Annotated in this window: 29 protein-coding genes; 6 read left to right on the forward strand and 23 right to left on the reverse strand. The window is 68.4% G+C overall.

Translation table 11 applies throughout. The features are described from left to right. The first annotated feature begins 72 nt into the window (after positions 1-72). Positions 73-561 carry an OmpH/Skp family outer membrane protein gene (locus tag ACZ5V4_RS08590; RefSeq protein ID WP_464317768.1) on the forward strand — a complete coding sequence of 163 codons (489 nt, stop codon included), beginning with the start codon at positions 73-75 and terminating at the stop codon, positions 559-561. A 356-nt stretch (positions 562-917) separates the two neighbouring features. On the opposite strand, the gene ACZ5V4_RS08595 is transcribed toward ACZ5V4_RS08590, so the two are convergent. From ACZ5V4_RS08595 to ACZ5V4_RS08610, 4 genes are all read right to left on the reverse strand, one after another. Then, positions 918-1,748, reverse strand: coding sequence for a DUF169 domain-containing protein (locus ACZ5V4_RS08595; RefSeq protein WP_464317769.1), 831 nt, complete (start codon positions 1,746-1,748; stop codon positions 918-920). A 35-nt stretch (positions 1,749-1,783) separates the two neighbouring features. Beyond that, positions 1,784-3,904 (reverse strand): molybdopterin-containing oxidoreductase family protein, encoded by a 2,121-nt coding sequence (locus tag ACZ5V4_RS08600; RefSeq protein ID WP_464317770.1) that lies wholly within the window; start codon positions 3,902-3,904, stop codon positions 1,784-1,786. 78 nt (positions 3,905-3,982) lie between these two features. Beyond that, positions 3,983-5,410: a sigma-54-dependent transcriptional regulator gene (locus ACZ5V4_RS08605; protein WP_464317771.1), complete on the reverse strand. Its 1,428-nt coding sequence runs from the start codon at positions 5,408-5,410 to the stop codon at positions 3,983-3,985. A 37-nt stretch (positions 5,411-5,447) separates the two neighbouring features. Next, positions 5,448-6,926 carry a sensor histidine kinase gene (locus tag ACZ5V4_RS08610; RefSeq protein ID WP_464317772.1) on the reverse strand — a complete coding sequence of 493 codons (1,479 nt, stop codon included), beginning with the start codon at positions 6,924-6,926 and terminating at the stop codon, positions 5,448-5,450. A 124-nt stretch (positions 6,927-7,050) separates the two neighbouring features. Between ACZ5V4_RS08610 and ACZ5V4_RS08615 the strand changes: the two genes are divergently transcribed. From ACZ5V4_RS08615 to ACZ5V4_RS08630, 4 genes are all read left to right on the forward strand, one after another. Beyond that, positions 7,051-9,597, forward strand: a complete 2,547-nt coding sequence (locus tag ACZ5V4_RS08615) for an ATP-binding cassette domain-containing protein (RefSeq protein WP_464317773.1) — start codon at positions 7,051-7,053, stop codon at positions 9,595-9,597. Continuing rightward, positions 9,563-10,090 carry a Crp/Fnr family transcriptional regulator gene (locus tag ACZ5V4_RS08620; RefSeq protein ID WP_464317774.1) on the forward strand — a complete coding sequence of 176 codons (528 nt, stop codon included), beginning with the start codon at positions 9,563-9,565 and terminating at the stop codon, positions 10,088-10,090. Before ACZ5V4_RS08615 ends, ACZ5V4_RS08620 begins: the two co-directional genes overlap by 35 nt. Positions 10,091-10,106: 16 nt before the next feature. Continuing rightward, positions 10,107-11,531: a ferredoxin reductase family protein gene (locus ACZ5V4_RS08625; protein ID WP_464317775.1), complete on the forward strand. Its 1,425-nt coding sequence runs from the start codon at positions 10,107-10,109 to the stop codon at positions 11,529-11,531. 72 nt (positions 11,532-11,603) lie between these two features. Then, a complete protein-coding gene (locus tag ACZ5V4_RS08630) occupies positions 11,604-12,041 on the forward strand; it encodes a Fur family transcriptional regulator (RefSeq protein WP_464317776.1) in 438 nt (145 codons plus the stop codon). 192 nt (positions 12,042-12,233) lie between these two features. Here the strand turns inward: ACZ5V4_RS08630 and ACZ5V4_RS08635 are convergent, their stop codons facing one another. The 17 genes from ACZ5V4_RS08635 to ACZ5V4_RS08715 all read right to left on the reverse strand — a co-directional run bounded on the left by ACZ5V4_RS08635 (position 12,234) and on the right by ACZ5V4_RS08715 (position 23,167). Continuing rightward, complete coding sequence (locus ACZ5V4_RS08635) at positions 12,234-12,674, reverse strand: hypothetical protein (RefSeq protein ID WP_464317777.1); 441 nt, start codon at positions 12,672-12,674, stop codon at positions 12,234-12,236. 11 nt (positions 12,675-12,685) lie between these two features. Next, positions 12,686-12,985, reverse strand: coding sequence for a hypothetical protein (locus tag ACZ5V4_RS08640; protein ID WP_464317778.1), 300 nt, complete (start codon positions 12,983-12,985; stop codon positions 12,686-12,688). Next, positions 12,982-13,593: an RNA polymerase sigma factor gene (locus ACZ5V4_RS08645; protein WP_464317779.1), complete on the reverse strand. Its 612-nt coding sequence runs from the start codon at positions 13,591-13,593 to the stop codon at positions 12,982-12,984. The genes ACZ5V4_RS08640 and ACZ5V4_RS08645 overlap by 4 nt, the downstream gene beginning before the upstream one ends. Before the next feature lie 295 nt (positions 13,594-13,888). Beyond that, positions 13,889-16,228 carry a ferrous iron transport protein B gene (gene feoB / locus ACZ5V4_RS08650; RefSeq protein WP_464317780.1) on the reverse strand — a complete coding sequence of 780 codons (2,340 nt, stop codon included), beginning with the start codon at positions 16,226-16,228 and terminating at the stop codon, positions 13,889-13,891. Then, on the reverse strand, positions 16,225-16,467 hold the full coding sequence (locus tag ACZ5V4_RS08655) for a FeoA family protein (RefSeq protein ID WP_464317781.1): 243 nt from the start codon (positions 16,465-16,467) through the stop codon (positions 16,225-16,227). The genes feoB and ACZ5V4_RS08655 overlap by 4 nt, the downstream gene beginning before the upstream one ends. A gap of 47 nt (positions 16,468-16,514) precedes the next feature. Further along, positions 16,515-16,691, reverse strand: a complete 177-nt coding sequence (locus tag ACZ5V4_RS08660) for a hypothetical protein (protein ID WP_464317782.1) — start codon at positions 16,689-16,691, stop codon at positions 16,515-16,517. 19 nt (positions 16,692-16,710) lie between these two features. Further along, positions 16,711-16,929: a FeoA family protein gene (locus tag ACZ5V4_RS08665; protein WP_464317783.1), complete on the reverse strand. Its 219-nt coding sequence runs from the start codon at positions 16,927-16,929 to the stop codon at positions 16,711-16,713. A gap of 100 nt (positions 16,930-17,029) precedes the next feature. After that, a complete protein-coding gene (locus ACZ5V4_RS08670) occupies positions 17,030-17,425 on the reverse strand; it encodes a response regulator (RefSeq protein WP_464317784.1) in 396 nt (131 codons plus the stop codon). A gap of 65 nt (positions 17,426-17,490) precedes the next feature. Next, positions 17,491-18,282 (reverse strand): amidohydrolase family protein, encoded by a 792-nt coding sequence (locus ACZ5V4_RS08675; RefSeq protein WP_464317785.1) that lies wholly within the window; start codon positions 18,280-18,282, stop codon positions 17,491-17,493. Beyond that, positions 18,279-18,707, reverse strand: a complete 429-nt coding sequence (locus ACZ5V4_RS08680; RefSeq protein WP_464317786.1) for an acyl-CoA thioesterase — start codon at positions 18,705-18,707, stop codon at positions 18,279-18,281. Before ACZ5V4_RS08680 ends, ACZ5V4_RS08675 begins: the two co-directional genes overlap by 4 nt. Further along, a complete protein-coding gene (gene apgM / locus ACZ5V4_RS08685) occupies positions 18,704-19,900 on the reverse strand; it encodes a 2,3-bisphosphoglycerate-independent phosphoglycerate mutase (RefSeq protein WP_464317787.1) in 1,197 nt (398 codons plus the stop codon). The genes ACZ5V4_RS08680 and apgM overlap by 4 nt, the downstream gene beginning before the upstream one ends. A 226-nt stretch (positions 19,901-20,126) precedes the next feature. Then, the gene (locus ACZ5V4_RS08690; RefSeq protein ID WP_464317788.1) at positions 20,127-21,011 is read right to left on the reverse strand and encodes a universal stress protein; all 885 of its coding nucleotides are present in this window, start codon (positions 21,009-21,011) and stop codon (positions 20,127-20,129) included. Positions 21,012-21,137: 126 nt separating this feature from the next. Then, positions 21,138-21,326 (reverse strand): ferredoxin, encoded by a 189-nt coding sequence (locus ACZ5V4_RS08695; RefSeq protein WP_464317789.1) that lies wholly within the window; start codon positions 21,324-21,326, stop codon positions 21,138-21,140. Positions 21,327-21,435: 109 nt separating this feature from the next. Then, positions 21,436-21,603, reverse strand: a complete 168-nt coding sequence (locus ACZ5V4_RS08700) for a flagellar biosynthesis anti-sigma factor FlgM (RefSeq protein ID WP_464317790.1) — start codon at positions 21,601-21,603, stop codon at positions 21,436-21,438. Between the two features lie 158 nt (positions 21,604-21,761). After that, positions 21,762-22,196 carry an MOSC domain-containing protein gene (locus tag ACZ5V4_RS08705; protein ID WP_464317791.1) on the reverse strand — a complete coding sequence of 145 codons (435 nt, stop codon included), beginning with the start codon at positions 22,194-22,196 and terminating at the stop codon, positions 21,762-21,764. A gap of 95 nt (positions 22,197-22,291) precedes the next feature. After that, positions 22,292-22,708 carry a hypothetical protein gene (locus ACZ5V4_RS08710; RefSeq protein WP_464317792.1) on the reverse strand — a complete coding sequence of 139 codons (417 nt, stop codon included), beginning with the start codon at positions 22,706-22,708 and terminating at the stop codon, positions 22,292-22,294. 93 nt (positions 22,709-22,801) lie between these two features. Continuing rightward, positions 22,802-23,167 (reverse strand): translation initiation factor Sui1, encoded by a 366-nt coding sequence (locus ACZ5V4_RS08715; RefSeq protein ID WP_464317793.1) that lies wholly within the window; start codon positions 23,165-23,167, stop codon positions 22,802-22,804. 147 nt (positions 23,168-23,314) lie between these two features. Here ACZ5V4_RS08715 and ACZ5V4_RS08720 point away from each other — a divergent pair, with 147 nt between their 5' ends. Continuing rightward, positions 23,315-23,644 (forward strand): DUF4198 domain-containing protein, encoded by a 330-nt coding sequence (locus tag ACZ5V4_RS08720; protein ID WP_464317794.1) that lies wholly within the window; start codon positions 23,315-23,317, stop codon positions 23,642-23,644. Positions 23,645-23,716: 72 nt separating this feature from the next. Here ACZ5V4_RS08720 and ACZ5V4_RS08725 read toward each other — a convergent pair whose 3' ends face one another. Next, on the reverse strand, positions 23,717-24,586 hold the full coding sequence (locus ACZ5V4_RS08725) for a class I SAM-dependent methyltransferase (protein WP_464317795.1): 870 nt from the start codon (positions 24,584-24,586) through the stop codon (positions 23,717-23,719). 22 nt (positions 24,587-24,608) lie between these two features. Then, complete coding sequence (locus tag ACZ5V4_RS08730) at positions 24,609-25,673, reverse strand: FkbM family methyltransferase (RefSeq protein WP_464317796.1); 1,065 nt, start codon at positions 25,671-25,673, stop codon at positions 24,609-24,611. Between the last annotated feature and the right edge of the window lie 20 nt (positions 25,674-25,693).

Consider the following 25,693-nt stretch of genomic DNA (forward strand, 5'->3'; position numbering starts at 1 on the left):
CCAGCAGCCCCCATTGACGCGCGCGCCGCTCCGGTCCAGGGTGATTAAACATCCCAAGGACCAGGAGCAGTCATGAAACACGCCCTTTTCGCCGTTCTGCTGGTTGCGGCCACCCTCGCCGCCATCCCCTGCCACGCCCAGAAGATCGCGGCCGTGAACACCCGCGAAGTGCTCGTCAAATGCGACGAGGGAGCCAAGGCCGTGGCCGAGATCCGGGCCGCCTTCGCCCCCAGGCAGGAGTCCATGGCCGCGCTCAAGAAGGAAATCGACGCCCTGAGCGGCCAGCCGGGCACCAAAGCCCTGGATAAGGGCCCGCAGAAGACGGAGCTTGAAAACAAGGTCAAGAAGTTCGCCCAGGACGAGGCCCAGTTCCGCAAGGACCTGGCAGCCGAGGAAGAAAAGCGCCTCAAGCCCGTGGCCGAGAAGGTCAGCGCGGCCATCCGCGCCTACGGCCAGGAAAAGGGGCTCACCGGCGTGCAGGAACGCGGGCTCTACCTCTACCTCGACCCTTCGCTGGACATCACCGACGAGATCGTCAAGCGCGTCAACCAGGCCAAGTAGGCTAGGCCTGGGCTCCGCCCTGGAACCCGGCAGGGCGCTGCCCTGCACCCGCCGGGGGCAGATGCCTGCCCCCGGACCCCGGCGATAGCTTCGCGGGCTTCACCGGCAGGCAGGACAGGGGAGCGGGAGATGCCGCCGGGAACGCGACCAAGGCGGCGCTCATCCCGGCGGACCGCCGTCGCCGCAAGCGGCGAGGGTGACAATAATCACTCAATTCGAAGCCCCTCTGATCCGCGCATGCGCGGATCAGAGGGGCTTCGATTAGACACGGTGAAAGACGCGAAGCAATTGAGGGTCCAGGGGGATCATCCCCCTGGCGGGAGAGGTCTGGAGAGCGCGGCGCCCTCTCCAGTTGCTTATTCTCCCTTGCTCCAGGCCTCGCGGCTGCGCGCGATCTTCTTCCTGATCCCCTCCCAGGTGTCCGTGGTCAGGTACGATTCAGGCCACTTGTCCAGGAAACGCTCGAACATCTCGAACGGCACGGCCAGGGTCATCTCGTCCGTGTCCAGGTATTTGCGCTCGGACGGGTCGAACCCGCCGAGCACGGCCTTGAGCCTGCCCTGCGAGAGATAGTGCAGCGGCCAGGTGGTCATGCTGGAGCAGCCCGCCCCGAAGGGCGACATCACGGCCTCGAAGTCGTCCGTGACGAAGCTGGCCAAAAAGCCCAGGCCGGAGAGCATCTCGGGGCGGCCGAAGAAGGTGACGGTCTCCGGGGTTTCGCCCGGGCCGAACCGGCTCACGGGCTTGAACACGCAGAAGCGCTTCGGCGCGGGCCGGGGCGCGATCTCGGTGAACAGGCGGCGCACCACCTCGGGCGAGCGCAGGTAGCGCTCCCCGTGCACCTGGGTGCCGGGGATGCCCGTGGACACGTAGTGCACGATGAATTCGAGCTGCGGCTGGTGGAAGCCCAGGTAGAACGAGCCGCCCAGGCAGCCGTAGCGGGCGGCCTCGAAGTAGGCGGCCGTGTTCTTGCGCCTGGCCAGGCGGAGCATGCCCATGACGCAGGAGAACGTGCCCCAGACCTGGCCCCAGTCCATGCGCCCGGCCTGTTCGAGCTCTATGGATACGGGCTGCCCGGGCTTGGGCGCGTAGCCCTCGACGGGCTCCTGGTCCGTGTAGAACATGCCGTAGGGCTCGCCGTCGTAGCCCAGGGCTTCCAGGAATCGCGAGAGGCGTTCGTCGGTCATCACTCCCTCCTGTTGTAAGAACCAAGTGCCTGCGCTCAGGCTTTTTCCAGCCTGCACAGGCCGCACTTGAGCGGCTCCGCGCCGCAGTCGGGGTCGAAATGCTCGTGGCCGAAGAGCAGGTTGGCGTTGCTCTCCCTCCAGCTCGGGTCCAGGCCGCCGCGCTCCGGGAACCACCAGCCGTGGTCCGCGCTGACCACGTCCGGGTCGAGCCCGTCGTCCAGCGCCACCAGGAAGCGGGCGCGGCCGTGGGGCGTGACGACGTATGCGGCGGCCCCTTCCGAAAGGCCGAGAGCGGCCGCCGTCACCGGATGCACCGCCACCAGGGGGTGGGGCCTAAGGCGGCGCAGGTGCTCGATCTGGCGGCCCTCGGAGTGGAAGAACGGCAGCACCTTGCAGCCGGTCATGAGGATGAGGGGATGGTCCCTGGCGATTTCGGGGGACGACACGGGCGAAAGCGGCGGCTCCACGTAGACCGGAAGCGGCGGCCGCCCGGCCCCGGCCATGACCCGGCTCGCCAGGTCCACCTTGCCGCCGGGCGCGGGAAAGCCTTCGGTCTCGTGCTTGCGGTAGCGCATCTCGCCGAGGAGGACGCCCTTCTCGGCGAACTGCTCGAAGGTGAGGCCCGAGGGTTCCAGCAGCCAGGCCAGGTAGGCGTCCCAGTCCTTCCAGGGGAAGGCCGCGTGCAGGCCCAGGCGGCCGGCCAGCTCGAGCATCACCTCGCGGTCGTCGCGGGCCTCACCCACCTGGGCCACCTTGCGGCGGGCCAGCACGCACCAGACCTTGTGGAAATAGACCACGTCGTCCTGCTCCAGCCAGTGGGCTGCCGGGAGCACCAGGTCGCACAGGCTGGCGGTGGGGGTCAGGAAGAAGTCCGAGGCCACGGTGAACTCGATGTGTTCGCGCAGGGCTTTCTCTATGGTGTCCCCGCGCGTGGCCGTGAGCATGGGGTTGGTGCCCACCAGCCAGACCGCGCGCGGGCGGTAGGGGTCGCCCGAGACGCAGGCGTCCCAGAAGGTGGGCTGGTGGCAGCCGGGGCAGAAGGGGAACTTGCCCGCCCCGATCATCCGGGCCTTCTGCTGCGGCGAGAGGAACTGCATGCCCAGCTGGGCCTTGTTCTCCTGGGGCGACTTGCAGCGCACCCCGGCGGGCGGCACCCAGCGCACCATGCCCCCGGGCACGTCCAGGCTGCCGGTGATCGCCATGAGGATGAGAAGCGCCCGCCCGGTCTGGAAGGCGTTCACGCTGGTGTCGATGCCGTTGCCCCAGAGCACCACGGCGGGGCCGTTGGCCACGAGCTCGCGGGCGGCGGCGCGGATGTTCGCGGCAGGGACGCGGGTGATGGGCGCGGCCCAATCCGGGCCGAAGGGCTTCACGTGGGCCTGAAGCTCGGGAAAGCCGTTGCAGTGGTCCCGGACGAAGGCCGCGTCGTGAAGGTTTTCCTCGATGAGCACGTGGATGAGGGCCAGGGCCAGGGCGCACTCCGTGCCCGGGCGCAAGCGCAGGTGGATGTCCGCCGCGCGGGCCGTGGCCGTGGTCCTGGGGTCGGCCACGATGACCTTTTTGGCCTCGCGCATGGCCCGCTTGACCATGGCCCCGCACATGCCGTCGGCCGCGCCGGTCTCCATGGAGTTGCCCCCGAAGACCAGCACGCAGCCAGGGGACTGGCCGCCTGCGCCGTAGACGTCCGGGATGGGCAGCCAGCCCACGGTCAGGGCCGAGGCGATGTTGCGGGGCAGGAAGCAGTTGTGGCCGGGGGAGACGAAGTTGGGCGAGCCCAGGGCGTGGATGAAGCGTCCGGTGAACTCGGTGTAGGGCCTGCCCGTGCCCTGGCAGAGCGCCAGGTATTCGGGGCCGGATTCGGCGCGCACCCGCTGGAAGGTCTCGGCCATCAGGTCAATGGCCTCGGGCCAGGACACGGGCTCGAAGCGGCCCTGCCCGCGCGCGCCCACACGCCTGAGCGGCGTGGTCACCCGGTCGGGGTGGTAAAGCGTCTCGGCCGCGTGAGCGCCTTTTGGGCAGATGAAGCCCCTGCTGGTGGGGCTTTCGGGGTCTCCGGCGACCTTGACCACCCTGCCCTGGCCGTCCAGGTGGACGAGCACCTGGCAGACGCCGTGGCACCCACGGCAGGACGTGCGCACGATCCGGGCTGCTTCCATGACGGCCTCCCGTGGCGATGCCCCCCGGCCCTTCACCGGTCAGGCGCGTTCAGCCATTGCGTCCGCACGGGCGGGCGCTCAGGACAGGGTCTCCCCGATCTTCACCTGGGCCTCCACCGAGAGCCCCAGGCGCTCCATCTTGGCGAGCAGCGTCGGGCGCGAGAGCCCCAGAAGCCTGGCGGCCTGGGTCCTGTTGCCGCCCGTGACGCGCAGGGCCTCGGCCACCACCATGGCGTCGAAGGTTCCGGTGAGGCGCGCGAACAGGTCCGGGCCTCCGGCGGCCACGGCCTGGCGCACGTACTCCTCGACGCTGCCCGCGCTCTCGGGCGAGGGCTCGGGGGCGCGCCCGGCTATGGCCGCGCGCACGTCCGCGTCGGTGATGGCCAGCCCGCGCGAGAAGATGAGCGTCTTCTGCATCACGTTGGAGAGTTCGCGCACGTTGCCCGGCCACTCGTGCCCGTCCAGAGCGGAGAGGCCCTGGGGCGTGATGCCCGGCGAGGGCACGTTCATCTCCCTGGCGTGCAGGGAGAGGAAGTGCTCGGCCAGTTGGGGCAGGTCCTCCTTGCGCTCGCGCAGGGGCGGCAGCACGATGCGCACCACCTGGAGGCGGTAGTAGAGGTCCTCACGAAAGCGGCCGTCGGCCATGGCCGTTTCCAGGTCGCGGTTGGTGGCCGCGATGATGCGCACGTCCACGGGGATGGGGCCCTTGCCGCCCAGGCGCTCGATCTGCTTCTCCTGGAGAAGCCGCAGGAGCTTGGCCTGGATGGGCAGGGGCATGTCGCCGATCTCGTCCAGAAAGACCGTTCCGCCCTGGGCCTGCTCGATCTTGCCCGCCCTGCGCTGGGACGCGCCCGTGAAGGCGCCCTTTTCGTGGCCGAAGAGCTCGCTTTCCAGGAGCGATTCCGGGATGGCCACGCAGTTGACCACCACCAGCGGCCGGTTCTTGCGCGCGGAGTAGCTCCAGATGGCGCGCGCAGCCAGCTCCTTGCCCGTGCCGGACTCGCCCTGCACGAGCACCGTGGCGTCCGTGGCGGCCACGCGCCCGAGCTGCTTGTAGACCTCGCGCATGGCCCGGCTCTGGCCAACGAGCGACACGTGGGGCTCGTCCGCGCCGGGGTCGGGGACCTTGGCCCCGCGCGCCGGGCGCGTGGCGTCCAGGGCCTGGCCGATGAGCGAGAGCATCTCGGGGATGTCGAAGGGCTTGAGGATGTAGTCGAACGCGCCCTTGTTCACGGCCTCGATGGCCGTGTCCGTGTTCCCATAGGCGGTCATGATGATCACGGGCACGCCCGGGGAGAGGGCCTTCATGCGCGAGAGCGCCTCCAGGCCGGTCATGCCCGGCATGCGCACGTCCATGACCACCACGTCGGGCGCGTCGGCCTTGAGGCGCTCGATGCCCTCCTCGCCCGAGGCCGCGAGCAGGGCCGTGTGGCCCTCCATCTCCAAAAGCTTGGCGAAGCTCAGGCGCAGGCCCGGGTCGTCGTCGACGATGAGGATCACGCCCATGGGCGGGCCTCCGCTGCGCTCGCGGGGAACATGGGGGTCATTGCCACCTGGCTCCTCCCTGGGCTTCCGAATCGAAGGGCAGGGTGATGGTGAACTTGGCCCCGCCGCCCTTGGCCTGGGTCAGGGTCAGGGTGCCGCCGTGCTCGGCCACGATGCGCCGGGCAATGGGCAGGCCCAGGCCCGTGCCCTCCTCCTTGGTGGTGTGGAAGGGCTCGAACACGCGCTCGCGCTCCTCCTCGGGCACGCCCGGGCCGGAGTCGGCCACGGAGATCACGGCCACGCGGCCCTTGGGTTCGATGAAGCCCTCGTGCTCGGCGATGACCACGCGCCCGGGCCCGTCCATGGCCTCCATGGCGTTGACCAGGAGGTTCACCAGCACCTCCTTGAGCTGCTCGGCGTCGATGAGGATGGGGCGGATCATGTCCTCGCGCTCCACGGTGACGCCCACGCGCTGGGAGTCCAGGCGCATCCTGAGCAGGTTCACGGCCTGGTCCGTGACCGAGGACGGGCTCACGCGGGCCAGGGAGAGCTTGGGGGGCCTGGCGTACTCCAGGAAGTTCTGGATGATCAGGTCCAGGTGCTTGATCTCCTGGGCGATGACCTCGAAGTCCTCGTGCTGGTTCTCGTTCATCTCCAGGGAGCGTTGCAGCGAGAAAAGGCGCATCTTCACGGACGTGAGCGGGTTGCGGATGGAGTGGGCCACGCCCGCGGCCATCTTGCCCACCGAGGCCAGGCGCTCGGCGGCCATGAGCGTGGCCTGGCTTTTCTCCAGCTTGGCCCGGGCCTGGAGCGCGCGCTCCAGAAGCCCGTGCATGCGGTTCTCCAGCGCCGCCACCTCGTCCGGACCCACGGGAACGTCCTCGCCCATGGCCAGCCTGCGGATGGGGCCGAGTATCTGGCGCGAGAGCACCAGGGCCATGATGAGCCCCAGGATCAGCGTGAAGGGCAGGAAGGCCAGGGCCATGCCGTTGACCAGGCGCATGCGCCCGATGCCCTCCTCGCGGTCGCGCTCCAGGCCCGACTGGAGCGCGTCCAGGAACAGCTCGCACTGGGTGATCAGCCCGTCGAAGCGCTTGCGCGCCCCGGCCTGGATGGCGGCGGCCCCGGCCCGGTCGCCCGCGCCCAGGAGCTCCACCACGCGCTCGCGCTCCACCGTGAGGCGCAAGAAGCCCGACTCGATGTCGTTCAGCAGCACGCGGGTCTGCTCCTCGCCCACGAAGGAGCGCACCTTGGCCAGCTCGCGCTCGAACGCGGCCTGCTGCTCCGAAAGGCGCTTTAGCCAGATGGGGTCGAAGTCGAGGGAATAGTAGGTCAAAAAGCCGCGCTGGGCCGCGAGCGTGCTCTCCAGGCGCATGGCCGCGTCCAGGGCGTGCACCTGGCGCTCGAAGATGCCGGAGAAGAAGGTCTGGAGCCTGGTGCCGTACCAGAGCATGAACCCGCCGCCGCCCACGGTGACGGTCATGAGCAGGCCCAGCACCAAGTATATCCGAAGCCGCAGGGAGACGTGCAGGCGCATATGGCGATGTTGCAGGCGCGGAGGCGGAAGTCAAGGGCGCACGGGCTGTTTCGAGGCGCGATCATGTTGCCATCCTTGCCGATTGCGTGCATCAAAAACCAAACCGCATCGAAAGGCCGGCTACATGCGCTTACGACCGAAGCTTCCGGACAGGCTCTACGAACGCACCCTGTTCTCCTGGGTGCTCACCAGCAACATGAAGCTCCAGCTCATGCTGCTGGCCGTCATCGTGGTCACCGTGTCCGTGCGCGTGTTCCCGCTGGAGATGCAGAAGAAGATCATCAACGAGGCCATCGGCGAACGCAAGGTGGACCTCCTGCTCATGTACTGCGGCTATTACCTCGCCGCCGTGGTCTCGGCCTCGGGCCTCAAGTTCGCCATCAACTCGCTGCAGACCTACATCGGCCAGGAAGCCCTGGCCGACATGCGCAAGAAGCTCTACGCGCACATCCTCACCCTGCCCATCGGGTTCTTCCGCAAGGCCAGCCCGGGCATGATCGTGTCCTCGCTCATGACCGAGGTGGCCAACGCGGGCGACTTCATCGGCCAGGCCATCGCCGTGCCCGTGACCAACATCCTGACGCTGGTGGCCTTCGCGGGCTACCTCTTCTACCTGAACCCCATGCTGGCCGGGCTCTCCATGGTCCTCTACCCGCTGGCGCTCATCTTCGTGCCCATGATGCAGAAGCGCTCCAACGACGCCAACCGCGAGCGCGTGGACACGGGCCGCAAGATGTCCACCATGATCGGGGAGGCGGTCTCGGGCATCCACGAGATCCACGGCAACGCCTCCTTCAAGCTCGAGAACGGCCGCTTCGGGGCCATCACGGACAAGCAGTTCAAGGTGCGCGTGCGCTGGAACCTGTGGAAGTTCGCCATCAAGAACTCCAACAACTTCTTCCAGTCCCTGGGGCCGTTCGTGCTCTTCCTGGTGGGCGGCTGGCTGGCCATCAACGGCCGGTTCGACCTGGGCGCGCTGGTGGCCTTCCTCTCGGCCAACGAGAAGCTCTACGACCCCTGGAAGGAGCTCATGGACTTCTACCAGAGTTGGCAGGACGCCAAGGTCAGCTACAACCGGGTCATGGAGTACTTCGCCGAGGACTGCGAGTTCACGCTCGAGCCCGCCGAGGAGCGCCCGCCGCTGGCCCTGCCCGGCAAGATCGACGTGAAGGACCTGGTCATGGAGGCCCAGGGCGGCATCAAGCTCCTGAAGGGCGTGTCCGTGTCCGTGGAGCCGGGCCAGCACCTGGCCCTGGTGGGCTTCTCCGGCTCGGGCAAGTCCACCCTGGCCCTGTGCATCGCGCAGATCTACCGCTACTCCTCGGGCCAGTGCCAGCTGGCCGGGCACGAGATCGCCACCATGGCCAAGTCCGACCTGGCCGAGAACATGGGCTTCGTGCCGCAGCACCCCTTCATCTTCGAGGGCTCCATCAAGGAGAACCTGCTCTACTCGGTCAACGCCCGGCTGGTGGCCAAGGGCCTGGACCGCGAGGCCAACGAGCCGAGCCTGGACAGGCTCATCGAGGTCACCCAGCAGGTGGGGCTCTTCCTGGACGTCCTGCGCTTCGGGCTGAACACCGTGTTCCGCAAGGGCAAGAAGGAGCACCTGGTGCAGAAGGTCATCGCCATCCGCGAGGCCTACTACGCCGGGCACGCGGCCGAGCTGGCCGGGCTCGTGGAGTTCTTCGACGAGGGCCGCTACCTGCTCTACTCCTCGGTGGCCGCCAACATCGTCTTCGGCAACCCCAACGACGAGGCCTTCCTGCCCGAGAATCTGCACGCCAACCCGGAGTTCCAGGCCTTCCTCCGGGAGGCCGGGCTGGACACGATCCTCTTGGACCTGGGGCGCGAGCTGGCGGTGCGCACGGTGGACATCCTGAAGAACGTGCCCTCGGCCGACGCTTCCTTCTTCGAGCAGACCCCCATGCTGCCCGAGGAGTTCGAGGCCTTCTCCCCCCTGGCGGAGCGCCTGGAGCGCGCGGGCGAGGGCATGGACGGGCTGGGCGAGCAGGAGCGCGGCATGCTCGTCAAGCTGGCCCTGCGCTACACCCCGGGCCGCCACGCCATCGCCTCGCTCTCGCCCCGGGACGAGCGCACGCTGCTCTCCGGCCGGGCCAGGTTCATGGAGCTCATCGCCGGGCGCTCCCCGGAGAAGGTCACCTTCTACCGCCGCGACAACTACATCCACACCCAGACCATCCTGGACAACATCCTCTTCGGCAAGCTCAAGTCCGAAAGCCCCAAGGTGCTGGACAAGGTCAACAAGACCATCATCATGCTGCTCATCCAGGAGGACATGCTCGAGCGCATCGTGGAGCTGGGCCTGGACTTCCAGGTGGGCACCCACGGCGACCGGCTCTCGGGCGGGCAGCGCCAGAAGGTGGCCCTGGCCAGGGCCTTCCTCAAGGAGCCGCCGCTTCTCTTGCTGGACGAGGCCACGGCCGCCCTGGACAATGCCTCGCAGGCGCGCATCCAGAACCTGCTGGACTCCAAGTGGAAGGGGCGCTCCACGGTGATCGCCGTGGTGCACAGGCTGGACACCATCAAGGGCTACGACAAGGTCGCGGTCATGAAGGCCGGGCAGATCGTCGAAACCGGCTCCTACCAGGAGCTGATGGACAAGGGGGGGATGCTCCATGAGCTCGTCCACGGAACAAAAGCCCGGGGCTGAGGCCTGCGGCTACACCGATTTTCTGGACGTCATGCGCGGGCTGCCGCTCTTCGCACGCATGCCCCTGGAAGTGTGCAAGGTGCTGGCCTACCTGAGCGTGGCCGAGACCTTCCAGCCCGGCGACTACCTCCTGCGTCAGGGCGACCACGTGGAGGCCTTCTTCTACCTGGTCTGCGGCCAGGCCGAGGTGACGCGCGACACCGGCGGGCAGGAGGTCGCGGTGAAAGTCTTCGGCCCGGGCGACTGCCTGGGGGGGCTCGGGCTCATCATGGGCGGCAAGAGCCTCTTCTCGGTGCGCGCCGTGCAGGAGACCACGGCCATGACGCTCGGCAGGGAGAAGTTCCTGAAGACCGTGCAGCGCTTCCCCCAGGTGGAGCCAGCCCTGCTGCAATCGCTGGCCGAGCACGTGCAGGCCTGGGAGGAGCGCTTCCTGGCCCTGCATCCCGAGGATTTCGCGCGCATGGGCAAGGATTTCGGCCTGACGCTTTTCTGAGGCGCGCCAAACTCCCATGCTGACGTCATCGCGCCTGAGCCAGCGGACCGCCCCGGTCTGGCTGAGCGTACTGGCCACCCTTGCCCTCTGGCTGGGGTGCAAGTGGTGGTACGCCGACTGGTTCGACGACCTCTACAAATACCCGGCCAAGGCCGCCGCGCTCACCGCCACGGTGCTCATGTGCTGGTGCGTGGTCCTCTCCGCGCGGTTGGTGATTCTCGAGGACTTCTTCGGCGGGCTGGACAAGGTCTACCAAGTGCATAAGCGCCTGGGCAGGGTCATCGTCCCCCTCGTGGCCTTGCACCCGCTGTTCCTGGCCGCGCACCGGCTGCCCGACCTCCCCTCGTTTTTCTCCTACCTGTGGTTCGAGCCGGCGGGTGGCGACGCTTATCTCGCGGGCAAGAACCTTGGCCTGGTCCTCTTCGCGCTCATGGCCGCGCTGGTCTGGCTCACGGTGCGGCGCAAGCTGGCCTACCACGTCTGGAAGCGCACCCACGAGTGGTTCGGGGCCGCCATTGCCCTGGCCCTGCTCCACGTGCTGCTGGTGGACGCCGACGTGGCGGCCTACCCGCCCCTGCACGTCTGGATGTACGCGCTGATGTGCGCGGCCTGCGCCGCCTTCGTTTACATCCGCTTCCTGTACGGCAGCTTCGGTCCCAGGTGGCGCTACACCGTGGCCAAAGTGGAGCAGGCGGGCGATATCCGCGAATTTACCTTTGCCGCGCGCGGCCCGGCCATGGACTTCAAGCCCAGCCAGTTCGTCTACCTCGTGGCGCGCAAACGGGGGATCACCCCGGAGCCGCATCCCTACTCCATCGCCTCGGGATTCAGCACGGACGGCTCCTTCAAGCTGGGCATCCGGCAGGTGGGGGACCACACGAGAACCCTCTCCCTGCTTGAGCCTGGCGACCCGGTGGACGTCTACGGCCCCTACGGGCGCTTCAGCGACCGCTTCCTTGATGCGCGTTGCGACTGCGTCTTCATAGGCGGAGGGATCGGAATCACGTCGTTCATCGGCATGTGGCACGTTGCCCTGCACTCCGAGGAGCGTGTCGTCCGCGAGAAGCTCACCGCCATCCTGCGTTGCGTTCACCCCGAACTCGCCGACGACTGGCAGAGCCCGCGCGTCGCGCTCTTCTACGTCTGCCGCGAAGCGCGGGAGGCCAGCTTCGACGACGACATCCGCCATGAGGTCGCGGCCAGCCCCCTGGGCACCCTGGAAGAACTCGAGCGCCAAGGGCACCTCTACGAGCTGCACCTGAGCGCGGATTCAGGGCGGTTCACCGCTCGTCACGCCGTGGAGCGCGCCGGCCCCGGAGCGCTGAACCGCCTTTTCTTTCTGTGCGGCCCCACGCCGATGGTCGAAGCATTGTCTTCCCAGCTGGTGGGAATGGGAGTGCCGCCCAGGCATATAGTGGTCGAGGATTTCAACCTTGTATGAACCGCCTCGGCCACGGGTTTGACACGGACGGCCATCCCGGATAGTTGGCCGTAAAAATCACGAGAGCCCACGATGCAGGACCCCTACGTCGCCTTCGCAGACTACGCCGCCCGCGAGCAGCTCAAGATGACGCCCCAGCGCAGGCACATCCTGGACGTCTTTCTGGAGCAGCAAGGGCACGTCACCTCCGAGGAGCTCTACGAGAAGGTCAGGGCCACCTACAAGACCATCGGCCAGGCCACGGTCTACCGCACCCTGAAGCTGCTCTCCGGCTCGGGCATCGCCAAGGAGGTCGACTTCGGCGACGGCGTGACCCGCTACGAGCGCCAGCACGGCGACGACCACCACGACCACCTGATCTGCGAGCGCTGCGGCAAGAACGTGGAGGTCCTGGACGAGACCATCGAGAAGCTCCAGGAAGAGGTGGCCGCGCGCCACGGCTTCACCCTGACCCGCCACAAGATGTACCTCTACGGCGTCTGCTCCGACTGCCGGGGCAAGGCCCGCTAGCCGCCGTCCGCAATCCTCGCCCGCAGCGCTGGAGCCGGTTTCTTCGACCGCCGCCAGCCCATCCGGCCGCCATTGCCCTCCCGACCCGGCCGCATCGCCCCCCAGGAAACGCCGAAAGGCCCCCGCATGGACTCGGGGGCCTCGGAACCGGGCATCGCCTTTCGGCAAGCCCCGTCAGGGGAGAAGTCTGCCCTACATGGGCGGCGGCCCCGGCGGAGGCGGCGGTCCGAAGAGCCCGCCACCACCCGGGGGCGGCATCATCTTGCCCCGGTGCTCGCGGATGCGCGCGATGATCGCCTCGTGCTTGGCCGCCTGCCCGGGCGTGAGGTACTGCCTCACCCTGCCCTGGTATTCGTCCATCAGGGCGTCCTCCACGGCCATGAACGGCTTGCGCGCCTCGCCCAGCCTGGCCACCATCTCCTCGATCACGGGCCGTATCTTTTCGCGCTGCTCCGCGCTGAGCTCAAGCTCGCGGGTCATCTGCTCCACGATGAACCCGGCCGGGCCCATGCGCTCGATGCGCCCGAACGGCCCGCCCTGGGCGATGCGCCAGACCTCCTGGCCGAGCGCGCCCACGACCACGCCTGTGAGGAAGATCGCCAGGGCGATCAGCAGGCCTTTTCTTCTGCTCATGCCGCCTTCCCTCACAACGCCAGCCAGCGCGAGACCGCGTCCGCGTTCATGACCGCGGCCATGGCCACCTCGCGGCCATGGTCCAGCCCGCGCCAGGCCACCAAGCCGAGAAGCGCGGCCGCAGCCCAGCCCGAGACGAGAAGCGGCCTGGCCACCGCGCGCAGGACGTCCCAGAAGGACTCCCCGCGCTGAAGCCCGGCTATCCTGGCCATCACGCCGCATTCGAAGCCCTGCGGGGCCTCGCCGCCCTTCGGGGCGAAGGCGTCCTCCAGGAGCCCGTCCACCAGCGTCAAAGATTTTTCCTCGTTCATATGCGTTCCCCCGGGTTCTGGTCGCGCAGGATCTTGGCCATGGCCTGCCTGGCGCGGTGCAGCCTGACCTTCACCTTCTCCACGCTCCAGCCGAGCATGGCCGCGATCTCGGTCAGCTCGAACTCCTTGGCGTAGTAGAGGCCGAGCGCCACGCGGTCCTCGGGCTTCACGTGCCCGAGCAGCCAGTCCACCACGGACTTGGCCTCCCGCTTGCGCTGATGGTCGTCGTGGCGCTGCCTGGAATCCTCGCTCATCAAGGCCTCGACCCACTCGCTGCCGTCCTCGCCGGTGACGTCCAGGGACACCTCGCGGCGGTTCGAGACCTCCCGCCAGTAGCGTATGGCGCGTCTGAGCGCCAGCGAGGAAAGCCACGCCCGGAAGGACGAGGGCTCGCGCAGCTGCGAGAGCTTCTCGAAGGCCTTCACGAACGCGTCCTGGGCCGCCTCCTGCACTTCCGAGGCCGGAAGGTGCCGCTTGAGCAGGCCGAACAGGTAGTCCTGGTGGCGCCTGACGAGCACCGCGAACGCGTCCGCGTGGCCGTCCAGGACCATGGCGATGGCCCGGGCGTCCTGCGCGTGGCCTTCCTGCTGCTTGATGATGCTGTTCATCCGGTTCACGCGAGCTTTCGGGGGTCTCTCCCCTCCCCGTCGGCCCGCCCGCCGGAAGCGGCGGTTTCCCCGCGCGCGCCCGGCAAAGGCCTCCTCGGCATGGCTCCGCCAGCGGGCGGAGTTTGTCAATGCGTCTTTCAGGGCCGCGTTCGGGCGGCCCGCACGGTTCTAGAGGCCCGGGCGGCGGTCAGGGTTACAGCTTGGCCGGCCACGGGCCGCAAAAACGAGGACCGCCCGGCATGAGCCGGGCGGTCCTGTGGGGTGGGAGTCGTCGGGGGATGCGTATGCGTTCTTGTCAGAACAGCCTGGTGCCCACCTGGTAGATGGCCACGGCCAGGGCGAAGGCCAGCACGGTGTTGAAGGTCACGGCGAACACGGACCACTTCCAGGAGCCGGTCTCCTTGCCGATGGCCACCACCGTGGGGAAGCACGGGGCGTACAGCAGGACGAAGACCATGAGCGCAAGGCCAGTGGCCAGGGGCCAGTTCTCGGCCGAGATCATGTCCGCCAGGGGGGTGGCCTCCTCGGCCTCCACGGAGCCCAGGGAGTAGGCCGTGCCCAGGGTGGAGATGATCACTTCCTTGGCCGCGAACCCGCCCACGAGGGCGATGTTGGTGCGCCAGTCGAACCCGGCCCACTTGGACAGGGGCTCCAGGGCCGTGCCGATGCGCCCGGCCAGGGAGACGGACAGCGCCTCGGCTGCCTGGGCCTTCTCGACGTCCTCGAGCTTGGCGTTCAGGGCTTCGAGCTCGGAGGGCTCGCCTTCCGCGGCGGGGGCTTCCTCGCCTTCGGCCTTGGCCACGGCGCCCTCGGGCTTGGCTTCCTCGCCCGGGGCCTCGGCGGGCTTGGCGGCCTCGAGGGCCTCGATCTGCTTCGTGATTTCGGCCTTCTGGGCCTCGAAGGCGGCCTCGCGGTCCTCGGGCAGGCCCGGGAAGGTCATGGCCGCCCAGACCACGATGGACACGGCCAGGATCACCGAGCCGGCCTTCTTGATGTACTGCCAGGTGCGCTCCCAGGTGTGGATGGCCAGGCCGCGCCAGGTGGGCAGGCGGTAGGGGGGCAGCTCCATGACGAAGGGCGTGGACTCGCCGCGCACCACGGTGGAGCGCATGATCCGGGAGACGATGAGCGCCATGGCCCAGCCCAAAAGCGTCATGCCGAACATGGCCTGGGCCTGGGAGTCGGGGAAGAACACGCCCGCCAGCAGGATGAACACGGGCAGCTTGGCCCCGCAGGTCATGAAGGGCGCGGTGACGATGGTGGCGATGCGCTCCTTGGGGCTGCGCAGAGTCCGGCTGGCCATGACGCCGGGGACGGCGCAGCCGCCCGCGATGCCGCCGGAGATGATGAAGGGCATCACGGAGCAGCCGTGCAGGCCGAAGATCCGGAAGACCCGGTCCAGCATGTAGGCGATGCGCGCCATGTAGCCGGAGTCCTCGAGGAAGGCGATGAGCAGGAATATCAGCATGACCAGGGGCACGAAGCCCATGACCCCGCCCACGCCCGCGATGACGCCGTCCACGAGCATGGAGCGCAGAAGCCCGTCGGGCAGGAGCTCCGTGACGGTGTCGGAGAGCAGGCCGAAGCCGGCCTCCAGCCACTTCATGGGGTAGTCCCCCAGGGTGAACGTGACCTGGTAGACCAGGTAGAGCACGGCCAGCATGATCACGGGGCCGAGGACCTTGTGGGTCAGGACCATGTCCAGCTTGTCCGAGACGGCCATGCGCTCGCCCAGGTCGTCTCGGGTGAGCACGCCGCCCTTGAGCAGCGAGGAGATGAACCCGTAACGGTAGTCCGCCACCACGGCCTCGGGGTAGGTGCCCAGGGTGGTGCGCAGGTGCTTGCCCACCTCGGCGGACTTGGCCTCCAGCCAGGCGGCCAGCTCGGGGTCGGCCTTGCGGGCCAACTCCAGGATCTGCTCGTCGCCCTCCAGGACCTTGAGCGCCAGCCACCTGGCCGGGTAGCGGTCGGTCATGAGGGACTTGGCCATGATCCTGGCGGTCATCTCGGTGAGCACGGGGTCCAGGTCCGGGCCGTAGGAGATGTCCAGGGGCTTCCACATGCCCTTGCGCTCGGCGGCCAGGGTCGCGGCGGCGCGGGTGGCCTCGCCCACGCCCAGGCCCTCGCGGGCCACGAGCTCCACGGCCGGGCAGCCCAGGAGCTCGCCCAGGCGCTTGGTGTCGAGCTTGAGGCCCATCTTGCGGGCCTCGTCCATCATGTTCAGCCCCAGTACGATGGGGATGCCCAGTTCCAGAAGCTGCACCGCGAGGTAGAGGTTTCGCTCCAGGGCTCCGGCGTTGAGCACGGCCACCACGGCGTGGGGCCGGTCGTTGACCAGGAAGTCGCGGGCCACGAGCTCCTCGGCGGAGTAGGCCGTGAGCGAATAGGTGCCGGGCAGGTCCACGACCTCGAGGGTCGTGTCGTCCACGCGCACCTCGCCGGACTTCTTCTCCACGGTGATGCCCGGGTAGTTGCCCACGTGGGCCCGGGCGCCGGTGAGGGCGTTGAAGAGCGTGGACTTGCCGGAGTTCGGGTTGCCCGCCAGGGCCACGGTGTAGGCCGCCCGCCCCTTGCGTTCGGCCGGGGCCGGGGCCTGCCTGCGCTGCTGTTCCGTGTCGAGTCGCGTCACGATCATGCCTCCAGGGGCGTAACCTGAATGAAGTCGGCTTCGTTGTTGCGAAGCGACAGGGTGAAGCCTTTCAGGCGCAGGGCGACTGGGTCCTTGAGGGGGGCCCGGCCCACGACCTCCACGTCCGCTCCGGGCACGAGGCCCATGTCGCGGATGCGCCGCCCGAGTTCTCCCTCAGCCGTGATGCGCGCGATGCGCGCCTTCTGGCCCACACTGAGCCGGCGCAGAGACTGTGCGTGATCCATTGCAACTCCGAATTTGAAATTCATTCTCAATTAAGCGGTCAAAAAAATCAGCCCTTGCGGCCGCACCCGCAGCCGCCGAGGGGCTTGATCTCGTGCTGCCCGCCGCAGCAGGCTCCCGAGCCGCCGGAGCAGCCGCAGCCGGCCCCGCCCTTGCGGGTCAGGCGTCGAAACAGGTAGATCCCGGCCCCGATCACCAGGGCCGCGACGATGAACTTCTCAAGCATCGCACTCTCCTCGGGATTGTCAGACAGGCGTGACCATCACGCGCCCCGCGAGCCCCGCCCCCAGGCAGACCTCGCCGCCGCGCACGCTCACCCGGCAGCTGTCGCCGGACTCGCACACCTCAGCCACCACCCCCGGGGTCAGCCCCAGGGCGCACAGGCGGCACCGGCACCGGGCGTCCTCGCACAGGCGCGCCACCTTGACCTTCGTTCCGCGCGGACATTTGTCGAGTGGGATCATGTGATTCTCACCGCCCGTCAGCTTACGGGAACCCATTTAATGCAATTGAGAATCAACGTCAACAGGGCGGCGCAAAAAAGACGAAAACAAATGGGGGGGGTCAGCCGATCCTCAGCTCGTCGATGGTCGCCAGCAGGCTTTCGCGGCCCACGGGCTTGACCAGGTAGCCCGAGGCCTGCCCCTGGAAGAAGGCCCGCCAGACGTTCATGCGGTCGTCGTGGGCGGAGATCATGAGCACGGCCACCTTGGCGTCGGGTTCGACGCCCATGCCCCGTTCGTACTCGCGGATGGCCTTGAGCGCGGCCTGTCCGTCCATGACGGGCATCTCGATGTCCAGGAGGATGAGCTTGTAGGGAGCCTTGTCGGCGTGGGCCTTCTTGAAGAGCGCGACAGCCTCTTCGCCGTCGCCTGCCGTATCGGCCTGGTGTGCGTCCTGCAAACAGGCGGCGAGCAACGTTCTGTGGGCGATTTCGTCTTCGACGATGAGTACGCGCATGGATTCTCCCGCTTTGAAAAGGCTAGAGGTCATGCTCGATCATCTATTGGTTCGTGCCTTCGATGTCAAACAGTCTCGAAGAGCGCCTCCCCCGACGTCAGCAGCCGCTCCACGGCCGCGCTTGAGAGCCTAAGCGCCCCCGTGAGGTTCTCGAGCTCCCGGCCCGGGTCGAAGAGCGGATAGTCGCTGCCGAAGAGCACGCGTTCCGGCGGGTGGCGGTCCAGGATGGCGCCGAGAAGCCCGGGATCGATGAACGGCAGGGAGGAGGACGTGTCCAGGTAGACGTCCGTGCCCGCCAGGTGCTCCAGGGCCTCGGCCCAGTGCAGGTACCCGCCCAGGTGCGCGGCCACGATGGAAAGCCCCGGGAACTCGCGGCGGATGGCCGCCAGCTTGGCCGGGCAGGACGGATTGAGCTCGGGCGGCAGGCGGTCGCCCACGTGGAAGAGGGCCACGAAGCGGCCGCTGGCCGCCTCCAGGATGGGGCCGAGCGCCGGGTCGTCCAGGCGGAAGCCCTGGAAATCGGCGTGGAGCTTGATGCCCTTGACCCCGGCGCGCGAAAGCCTGTCGAACTCGCGCTCGAAATCGGCGTAGCCCGGGTGGATGGTGCCGAAGGGGATGAGCCGGGGCGAGGTGCGCGCAAGCTCGATGGCCCAGTTGTTGGCCGGGACGACCTGGGCCGGGGCCGTGGCCGCCGAGTGCACCGCCGCCCGCTCGATGCCCGCGCGGTCGAGCCGCTCCAGCAGGTCCTCCACGAGGCCCGAGCCCACGGCCTCGATGCCGTAGTGGGCCGCCAGCTGCGAAAGGACCTTGTCCGCGATCTTCGGGTGGAAGGCGTGGGTGTGGATGTCCAGGGTCACGACAGGCAGAGTTCCTTGAGCCAGCCGGGCACGGCCGTGGGCCTGCCCGTGGCGTCCACGCAGGCGTGCTGGGTGGAGCCGAGGCACAGGGCCCTGGAGCCGTCCGGCGGCCCCCAGACCTGGTAGACGAAGCTCACGGAGGCGCGGCCCCACTGGCTTATCCCGGCGCGCACCAGGACCTCCTCGTCGTAGCGGGCCGGGGCGAGGTAGCGCACGGACATCTCGCGCACGGGCAGCATCACCCCGCGCCGCTCCACTTCCGCGTAGGAGAGCCCCCGTTCGCGCAGGAACTGCCCCCGGGCGCGCTCGAACCAGTGGGCGTAATTGCCGTAATAGACCACGCCCATGGCGTCGGTCTCGCCGTAGGACACGAAGAGCCTGAACCAGGTTTCGGGCTGCGGAAAGGGGTCGCCGGGCCGGATCATTTCATCCCCGCCCGGGCCAGGGCCCACGTGAGCAGCGTGTGCCCGGGGTCGACCACAAGGCCGGTGGAGGCCGCCTGGGCCTCGCTGAAATCCGTCGCGCCGTTGGCCTCCACGCCCCGGCCCCAGAGCGCGAACGGCACGGGGTCGTCCACGTGGGTGCGCTTGGAGACCGGGGTCAGGTGGTCGCAGGTGACCAGGAACACCGCGTCCGGGAAGGCCTCCAGGAGCGGCGCGGCCACGCGCGCGTCGAAGCGGGAGATCGCCTCGGCCTTGCCCGCCGCGTCGCCGCCGTGGCCGCATTCGTCCGGGCCCTCCAGATGCACGAAGGCGAATTCGCCACCCGCCTCGAGAAAACGTATCGCGGCCTGGACCTTGCCCTCGTAGTTGGTGTCCAGAAGCCCGGTGGCGCCCTCCACGTCGATCACCTCCATCCCGGCCGCGCGGCCCAGGCCCTTGATCAGGTCCACGGCGGAGATCACCGCGCCCTTCATGCCGAAGGCGGGCAGCTTGAGCGCCCTGCCCTGGCCCCAGGGCCAGATGGAATTGGCCTTGGTGGCGTTGCTCGGCTCGGCCAGGAAGCGAGCGGCGCAGCGCGTCAGGCTCCACAGGAGCGGCGAGGAGCGAAAGGCCTGGATGTCCTTGGCGATGGGCCGGTCCGTGATGTCGTGGGGCGGGCTTATGGCCAGCGCGGCCTCCGGGGAGGACGCGCCGCCGCGCTGCACGAGCAGGTGACGGTACTGCACGCCCGGGTGGAACTTGAAGGGCGCGAAGTCTTCGGAGCAGCGCGCGCAGTAGGCGTCCAGGGCCTTGACGAGAGGCCGGGAGAGTTCGCTGGTGATGTGGCCCGAGGAGTAGTCCAGCATGGTCCCGCGCTCGGAGTACTCCGTGACGCTCACCAGGTTGCAGCGCCAGACCAAGTCGTCGTCGGCCAGCTCGAGGCCCTGGGCCGCGGCCTCGATGGGGCCGCGCCCGGTGTGGTGCGTGGCCGGGTCGAAGCCCAGCAGGGCCATGTTGGCCACGTCGGACCCGGGGGGCATGCCCCGGGGAATGGTGCGGGCCAGGCCCACCGCGCCCTCGCGGGCCATCTTGTCCATCACGGGGGTGGAGGCGGCCTCCATGGCCGTGAGCGGTCCGGCCTCGCCGGGCCAGCCGCCCATGCCGTCGGCCACCAGGAAGAGAAACTTGCGTGCCATCGCGCCTGCTCCGAAGCCGCAAGCCCGGGCCGGGTCCGCCAGCGCGGACCGGCCAGGCTTCGCGTTTTTTTCGTTTCCGGAAATAAAGGCCCCTGCCGCAGGGCCAGGGAGGATCGAATACGGCCTATCCGGGCCACGCGCAAGCCTTGGGCGAACGCAGCGTCCAAAAGCAGCCGGGGACCGTTTTGAGGCGGTCCCCGGCTGCTGGCGGAAAAAAATCAGCGCCCTACTTCGATATCCACAGGGCCGCCCCCTCCAGCTTGCGCAGGAGGGTCTGGCTGACCGAGCCGAAGAGCGCGCCCAGCGACGCGGGCTTGCCCGCGCTGCGGCCCACGGCCACGGCCGCGTACTGGCCCTGCCTAGCCTCCTTGAGGATCAGCTCGGCCGGGTCGCGCGAGGACTTGACCACGAAGTCCACGCGCTCGTCCTCTATGCCGTTGCCGCGCAGCACGCCGAGCGCCTCCTTCATGATGTCCTCGATGCGCTGGCCCTCGGGCAGCCCGGCGGCGCGGTTGTGGAAGACGGTCACTGAGTGCCCGGGTTCGTCACGCAGCACGAAGCCAACGTGGTCCGCGATGCGCAGGGCCTCCTCGGAGCCGTCCACGCACAAAAGCACGTTCTTGTTGCGCCTGCCCGGGTTGCGGCAGACCCAGAGGGGGAAGGTGATGGACTCCCAGAGCAGGCGGTGGGTGACGGAGTCCTCGAAGAGCTCCTCGAACCAGGAGATGCCGCGCCTGCCCAGGACCACGGCGTCGTAGAGCCCGCGCTCGGCCTCGGCCGCGATATCCTTCACGGTGCCGAGCTTGGCCGGGGCGGACTTGAGCTCGATGCGCTCGGCCGGGAAGCCCATGTCCACCAGCCACTTGCGCGCGTCCTCCAGGGCCTTGGGCGGCTTGCGGCAGGCGCTGCCGAAGGAGGGCTCCTGTCCCGGGGCGCAGAACGGGGGCGTGTGCGCGTCCTCGCCGTCCCCGCCCTTGCGGGGGGTGACGTAGAAGAGCGTCAGGCGCACGAGGTCTCGCCTGGAGAAGAACGAATGCACGTAGCGAAGCCCGAAAAAGGCGTTCGCGTTCTCGGAGATGGTCACCAGCAGTTGTTTTTCGAGCGGCTTCATCGCCATCCCCTTTTCCGGGCCGCAAAGGGACCCACCGGCGGCGCGCCCGGCCCCCGCGCCCGCCCCGTCCTCACCGGCCGGAAGACACCGGCCCTCGAACCACGCCCCGCCCAGGCGGGCCTGGCGTCAGTCCTGCCAGTGGATGCATTCCACGGGGCAGGTGTCCATGGCTTCCTGGATGCACTCCTCGGTACCGCCGGAACCTTCGATCACCTGCGCCTTGCCCTCGTCGTTCATCTCGAACACGGCCGGACAGATCTGCACGCAGGATTCGCAGCCGATGCATTCGTCCTGGTCAACGTAAGCTTGCGGCATTTTCGCCCCCATGGGAAATGCCCGGGCGCGCGGCCCGGCGTTCTTGTTATTCTCGACATTTAAAACGGATGGGGAAAAGAAAGTCAAGCGGAGGCGGCGACGGCGCGGATCACGGGGCGGTCTTCAGCATGTTGTAGAGTATCTCGCGGCTGTCCACGCGGTAACTCCCCTGCGCGACGCGGCGCTTGATCTCGGCCACGCGCCTGGCCCTCTCCTCGGCGGTCTCCGGGGGGGCTTCGGCGTTGGCGTCGTGCTTGTGCGAGGGGTCGTTGTTCATGGTTCCACCGTGCTGCGCTACACCCTGATTATCGGCAGGGTCCGCGCGGCGCTTTAGCGCACGGGGTGGAAAAAAAAAGGAAAAATCCCGGAGGGGAAAGCGCAACGGCTCACCCCTCCAGGACATTTTCAGGCAAACGGCGCGAACGGATCGCCCGGCTACGAACCCAGGAGCTCCAGGCTGTCCCCGGGGCGCACCCGGCCGCCGCTGACCACCCTGGCGAACAGGCCCTCGCGGGGCATGATGCAGTCGCCCACGATGCGCCTGATCTCGCACCCGTGATGGCACTTCTTGCCGATCTGGGTGATCTCCAGCACCGCGCCGGAGCCGACCGCGACCCTGCTGCCCAGGGCGAGCCCCAGGGCGTTCAACCCTTCCACGGCCAAATTCTCGGCGAACGAGCCCGGCCCCACCGTGGGCAGCTGCAGGCGCACGGCCTCCATGCTGCCGAAGTCCAGGAGGCTCACCTGCCTGCCCGTGCCCGCGTGGGCGTCGCCCGCGACACCCAGGTCCTCCACGAGGTCCACGAACTCCACCGGGGCCTTCTTCTCCCCGGTCCTCTCGCTCACGCAAACGGCCTTCACGACTGGCATGGCACCCTCCCAGGACTTGGCGTTGGCCGAAGACTACCCCCGGGCGGCCCCGCAGGCAACCCTCCTTTCCCGGTATGGATTGCCGCGCGCGGCGCTTAGTCCACCTTCTCCATACGATAAGGGGTGTCGCGCCCGGCCACCTTCATGTAGACCTCGCCGCCCTCCACGTAGAACGTGGAGCCGTCCACGCCGGAGACCAGGGTGTCGCCGTCGATGGTGAAGTCCGCCCAGCCCTTGAAGGAATTCTTCTTGCGCGAGTCGTAGAAGTAGTAGACCGCGATCTTGTCGCCCTTGCGCAGCATCGCGTAGCTGAACATCCAGGGCTTGTTGATCCCGGCGGGCTGCGGCCTGCGCCAGTGCCCGTACAGCAGGGGGTTGGGTTCCTTGATCACCTTGGCGAAGGTGGTGGGCTGGGTCTCCAGGTCGGCCTGGGTGACCATGTTCAGGCCCGAGCAGGCGGCCGCGAGCAGCAGTGCCGCGACGGCAAGGACGGCGAGGGAGAAACGGCGCATGGGTGTCTCCTTGTTTGGAAAGGACGGTTCCGGATTCCGATCCACCCGTACACCACGGCGCATCTTCCCGCCAGGGAGGGACGCGAGAAAAACTCACCCTCCCGCGAGCTTCACCACGTACCCGAGGGAGCGCAGCTCGGCGGCCAGGGCCTCGCGGTGGTCACCCTGGATCTCCACCACGCCGTCCTTCACGGTCCCGCCGCAGCCGCAGCGCTGCTTGAGCCGCTTGGCCAGCTTCTCGAGCTCCTCCCCCGAAAGGGGCAGCCCCGTGACCAGGCACACGCCCTTGCCCTTGCGGCCCTTGGTCTGGCGCGCGATGCGCACCACCCCGTCCCCCCTGGGCGCGGCGCCTGCCCCGGCGCAGGCGCAACGCTCCAGGGGCCGCGAGCAGCCGGGGCACATCCTGCCCTGTTCCGTGGAGTACACGAGTCCGGTGTTCTTCGGTGCTGGCTTGGCCATGGAGTCTTCCTTGTTCGGCGTTGCTTCTTGCGAGCCCTAGTAGACTTGGGCGCTTCGCTCAACCCCCCGCTGGAACGGAACTTCTCATCAAGTACGGCCGCCTGGCCGCCTCAATTGACCTTGAAAATCCCTCTCAATTGACCCTCCGTGACCGCCCGGAAACCCGACTCCGCCGGGCCGGGAAATTTGGAGCAGCACGGTGTCCAGCCCAGACGAGGAAAGCCTGAACGAAATGCGCCCGCGCCCTACTTCGAGCCCGAGGACAAATCCTACATGCAGCAGATCACCAAGACGGTGCTCAACGTGGGCGGCATCCCCGGCATCTGGAACAAGCCCGTGGGCCTGCCCCGCGAGATCGTGCCCATGGCCAAGCCCTACGGCCTGTGGGAGGGCAACGTGTTCGTGGGCCAGGTGCTCTCCGCGGGCAAGCCAATGAGCCAGGACGCGCTGATCTGGGTCAAGGCCGCCGGAATGTAGCCGGACGGAAACGCGGACCTTTTCACGGGGCGGGGGCGCTTGCGCCTCCGCCCTTTTCGCGTCCAGGGCCTGCTAGTCCCAGTTTCCCACCAGCGGGGTCATGGGCGGGGGGTTGAAGACCCCGTAGGGGTTGTCGATGCGCTCGCGCATGGCCAGAAGCCTCAGGCAGTTGTTGGTGACGGGCTCGGGCGTGAAGTACAGGGTCCCCCGGCCGCAGTCCGCCAGGAGCTTGTGGGCGTAAAACACCGGGCAGTAGCGCGAGACGTCCCCGCCGTAGCCCACGGTGAACACGCCCTCGGGGCCGAGGCCCCGGCGGTGCTCCTCGGGCGGAAAGGTGAAGGAGGTCACGGGCCCGCCCGTGGCGTAGCGCGAGAGGTCCACCGGTTCGGGAATCTCCAGGTAGAGCGTGTCGATGGACAGCCCGCCGATCACCAGAAGCTCCACCAGGCTCGCGGGCGTGTACCAGCGGATGTGCCCGGTGTGCCAGAGCCCGGGGCCGTAGGGGAAGCGCCCGGCCAGCACTTCCTGCTGGATGCCCCAGTAGTGGAAATTCGGGGTGGCCAGGAGGAGCCTGCCGTTCTCCGAGAGGAGCGAGCGTATCCTGGGCAGGGTGTGCCAGGGGTCGTAGAGGTGCTCCACCACGTCGTGCATCACGATGAAGTCGAAGTGGCCCTGGAAGTCCTCGAAGGGCGCGAAGTTTTTCTCGATGTTGGCGTGCCAGAGCTTATCGGCGAAGCCCTCCAGGGGCTTGGAGACCTCGCGGTCCAGCTCCACGCCGTAGAGCTCGGTGCAGCCCTTGTCGCGCGCCAGGCGCAAGAGAAGCGCGCCCGAGCCGCAGCCGAAATCGAGGATGCGCCGCGCCCCGTGCGGAATCATGTTGTAGATGTTGCGCCGAAACGCGCTGGCCTCGATGATCGCGTCGCGCTCTGCCGGAGTGGGCATGGGGGCTTCCTCGCGCGGGGGGTCAGACGCGCGCGTAGAGGATGGTCTCGGTGGCCATGGACGAATGGTGGCCCATGTGGAACCTGTAGCGCGGGTCCACGCCCCGGATGAACTCCAGTATCTCCCAGAGGTGAGCGGGCTCGTGGTAGACCGAAATCTGGAGCTTGGGCGAGAACCGCGCGATTGTTTCGCGCGCCCCCTCCAGGGCCTGGGGCTCGGCTCCCTCGATGTCCATCTTGATCAGGTCCACGCGCTCGCAGCGGCCCCGCACGAAGGAGTCGATGTCCGTGACCCTGATCTCGTCGGACCCGTCCTCATCCACGCGGTGGCAGCCTGGGTTCTGCTCGGAGAAGTCCGCGTTGAAGCGCAGGGTGCAGGCGTGGGACCACGCGCCCAGCTCCACGAGCTCGATGGCCCCGGCGTGCGGGCGCACGCGGTCGAGGATGCGCTCGCGATGGCGCGGCGAAGGCTCGAAGGTGAAGACGCGGCAGGCCCCGCCCGCGCGGCAGGCGAAGAAGATGGCGGTTTCGCCGTCCATGCCGCCCACGTCCAGGATCACGTCCCCGGCCTCGGCGCGGACCTCGGGGTGGTCGTACTGCGCGTAGGCCGAGGCCTTCACGCGGCCGTCGTGCTTGGGCGTCAGCATCTTGACCGCCTGGAGGAACACGGCGCGCGAGTCCTCGTCGGCCAGGGCGTGGTAGGCCTGGGCGATGCGCCCGGCGTTGGCCTCCACGATGTCGAAGGCCGGGGCGGCCTCGGCGGGGCGGTAGAAGTAGACGCCGGGGAGACCGAGCCCGGCGAGCTGCGCGCCGATCTCGTTCTCGTACACGCTGGCCACCACCACGGGGACGCCCAGGGCGGCAAGGGCGGCCGGGGCGATTACGGGCAGGCCCTCGAAGAGCGCGCCGTGCTTGCGGGGGTCGTTGTCGGCGACGGCCAGCACGCGCACCCCGCGCGCCAGCAGGGACGAGACGGCCTCGGCCCCGCGCCCGCCCGCGCCGAACACGGCCGCGGACGCGAAGGGGTAGGCGGGGCTTGCGCCCGTGAAGACGCGGTCTGGGAGATGCTTGAAGGTGCAGTCGAACACGGTCGGCCTCCGGTCGCGCA

The organism is Fundidesulfovibrio sp. YSD1, from assembly GCF_055397115.1.

Bases quoted from the DNA above. Each gene is read 5' to 3' on its own strand.
- apgM (WP_464317787.1), bottom strand. From the start codon at position 19,900: ATGGCACGCAAGTTTCTCTTCCTGGTGGCCGACGGCATGGGCGGCTGG.
- ACZ5V4_RS08630 (WP_464317776.1), top strand. From the start codon at position 11,604: ATGCAGGACCCCTACGTCGCCTTCGCAGACTACGCCGCCCGCGAGCAG.
- ACZ5V4_RS08590 (WP_464317768.1), top strand. From the start codon at position 73: ATGAAACACGCCCTTTTCGCCGTTCTGCTGGTTGCGGCCACCCTCGCC.
- ACZ5V4_RS08690 (WP_464317788.1), bottom strand. From the start codon at position 21,011: ATGAAGCCGCTCGAAAAACAACTGCTGGTGACCATCTCCGAGAACGCG.
- ACZ5V4_RS08600 (WP_464317770.1), bottom strand. From the start codon at position 3,904: ATGGAAGCAGCCCGGATCGTGCGCACGTCCTGCCGTGGGTGCCACGGC.
- ACZ5V4_RS08680 (WP_464317786.1), bottom strand. From the start codon at position 18,707: ATGATCCGGCCCGGCGACCCCTTTCCGCAGCCCGAAACCTGGTTCAGG.
- feoB (WP_464317780.1), bottom strand. From the start codon at position 16,228: ATGATCGTGACGCGACTCGACACGGAACAGCAGCGCAGGCAGGCCCCG.
- ACZ5V4_RS08615 (WP_464317773.1), top strand. From the start codon at position 7,051: ATGCGCTTACGACCGAAGCTTCCGGACAGGCTCTACGAACGCACCCTG.
- ACZ5V4_RS08610 (WP_464317772.1), bottom strand. From the start codon at position 6,926: ATGCGCCTGCACGTCTCCCTGCGGCTTCGGATATACTTGGTGCTGGGC.
- ACZ5V4_RS08605 (WP_464317771.1), bottom strand. From the start codon at position 5,410: ATGGGCGTGATCCTCATCGTCGACGACGACCCGGGCCTGCGCCTGAGC.
- ACZ5V4_RS08625 (WP_464317775.1), top strand. From the start codon at position 10,107: ATGCTGACGTCATCGCGCCTGAGCCAGCGGACCGCCCCGGTCTGGCTG.
- ACZ5V4_RS08695 (WP_464317789.1), bottom strand. From the start codon at position 21,326: ATGCCGCAAGCTTACGTTGACCAGGACGAATGCATCGGCTGCGAATCC.
- ACZ5V4_RS08705 (WP_464317791.1), bottom strand. From the start codon at position 22,196: ATGCCAGTCGTGAAGGCCGTTTGCGTGAGCGAGAGGACCGGGGAGAAG.
- ACZ5V4_RS08670 (WP_464317784.1), bottom strand. From the start codon at position 17,425: ATGCGCGTACTCATCGTCGAAGACGAAATCGCCCACAGAACGTTGCTC.
- ACZ5V4_RS08700 (WP_464317790.1), bottom strand. From the start codon at position 21,603: ATGAACAACGACCCCTCGCACAAGCACGACGCCAACGCCGAAGCCCCC.
- ACZ5V4_RS08660 (WP_464317782.1), bottom strand. From the start codon at position 16,691: ATGCTTGAGAAGTTCATCGTCGCGGCCCTGGTGATCGGGGCCGGGATC.
- ACZ5V4_RS08710 (WP_464317792.1), bottom strand. From the start codon at position 22,708: ATGCGCCGTTTCTCCCTCGCCGTCCTTGCCGTCGCGGCACTGCTGCTC.
- ACZ5V4_RS08725 (WP_464317795.1), bottom strand. From the start codon at position 24,586: ATGCCCACTCCGGCAGAGCGCGACGCGATCATCGAGGCCAGCGCGTTT.
- ACZ5V4_RS08620 (WP_464317774.1), top strand. From the start codon at position 9,563: ATGAGCTCGTCCACGGAACAAAAGCCCGGGGCTGAGGCCTGCGGCTAC.
- ACZ5V4_RS08655 (WP_464317781.1), bottom strand. From the start codon at position 16,467: ATGGATCACGCACAGTCTCTGCGCCGGCTCAGTGTGGGCCAGAAGGCG.
- ACZ5V4_RS08715 (WP_464317793.1), bottom strand. From the start codon at position 23,167: ATGGCCAAGCCAGCACCGAAGAACACCGGACTCGTGTACTCCACGGAA.
- ACZ5V4_RS08665 (WP_464317783.1), bottom strand. From the start codon at position 16,929: ATGATCCCACTCGACAAATGTCCGCGCGGAACGAAGGTCAAGGTGGCG.
- ACZ5V4_RS08635 (WP_464317777.1), bottom strand. From the start codon at position 12,674: ATGAGCAGAAGAAAAGGCCTGCTGATCGCCCTGGCGATCTTCCTCACA.
- ACZ5V4_RS08645 (WP_464317779.1), bottom strand. From the start codon at position 13,593: ATGAACAGCATCATCAAGCAGCAGGAAGGCCACGCGCAGGACGCCCGG.
- ACZ5V4_RS08595 (WP_464317769.1), bottom strand. From the start codon at position 1,748: ATGACCGACGAACGCCTCTCGCGATTCCTGGAAGCCCTGGGCTACGAC.
- ACZ5V4_RS08640 (WP_464317778.1), bottom strand. From the start codon at position 12,985: ATGAACGAGGAAAAATCTTTGACGCTGGTGGACGGGCTCCTGGAGGAC.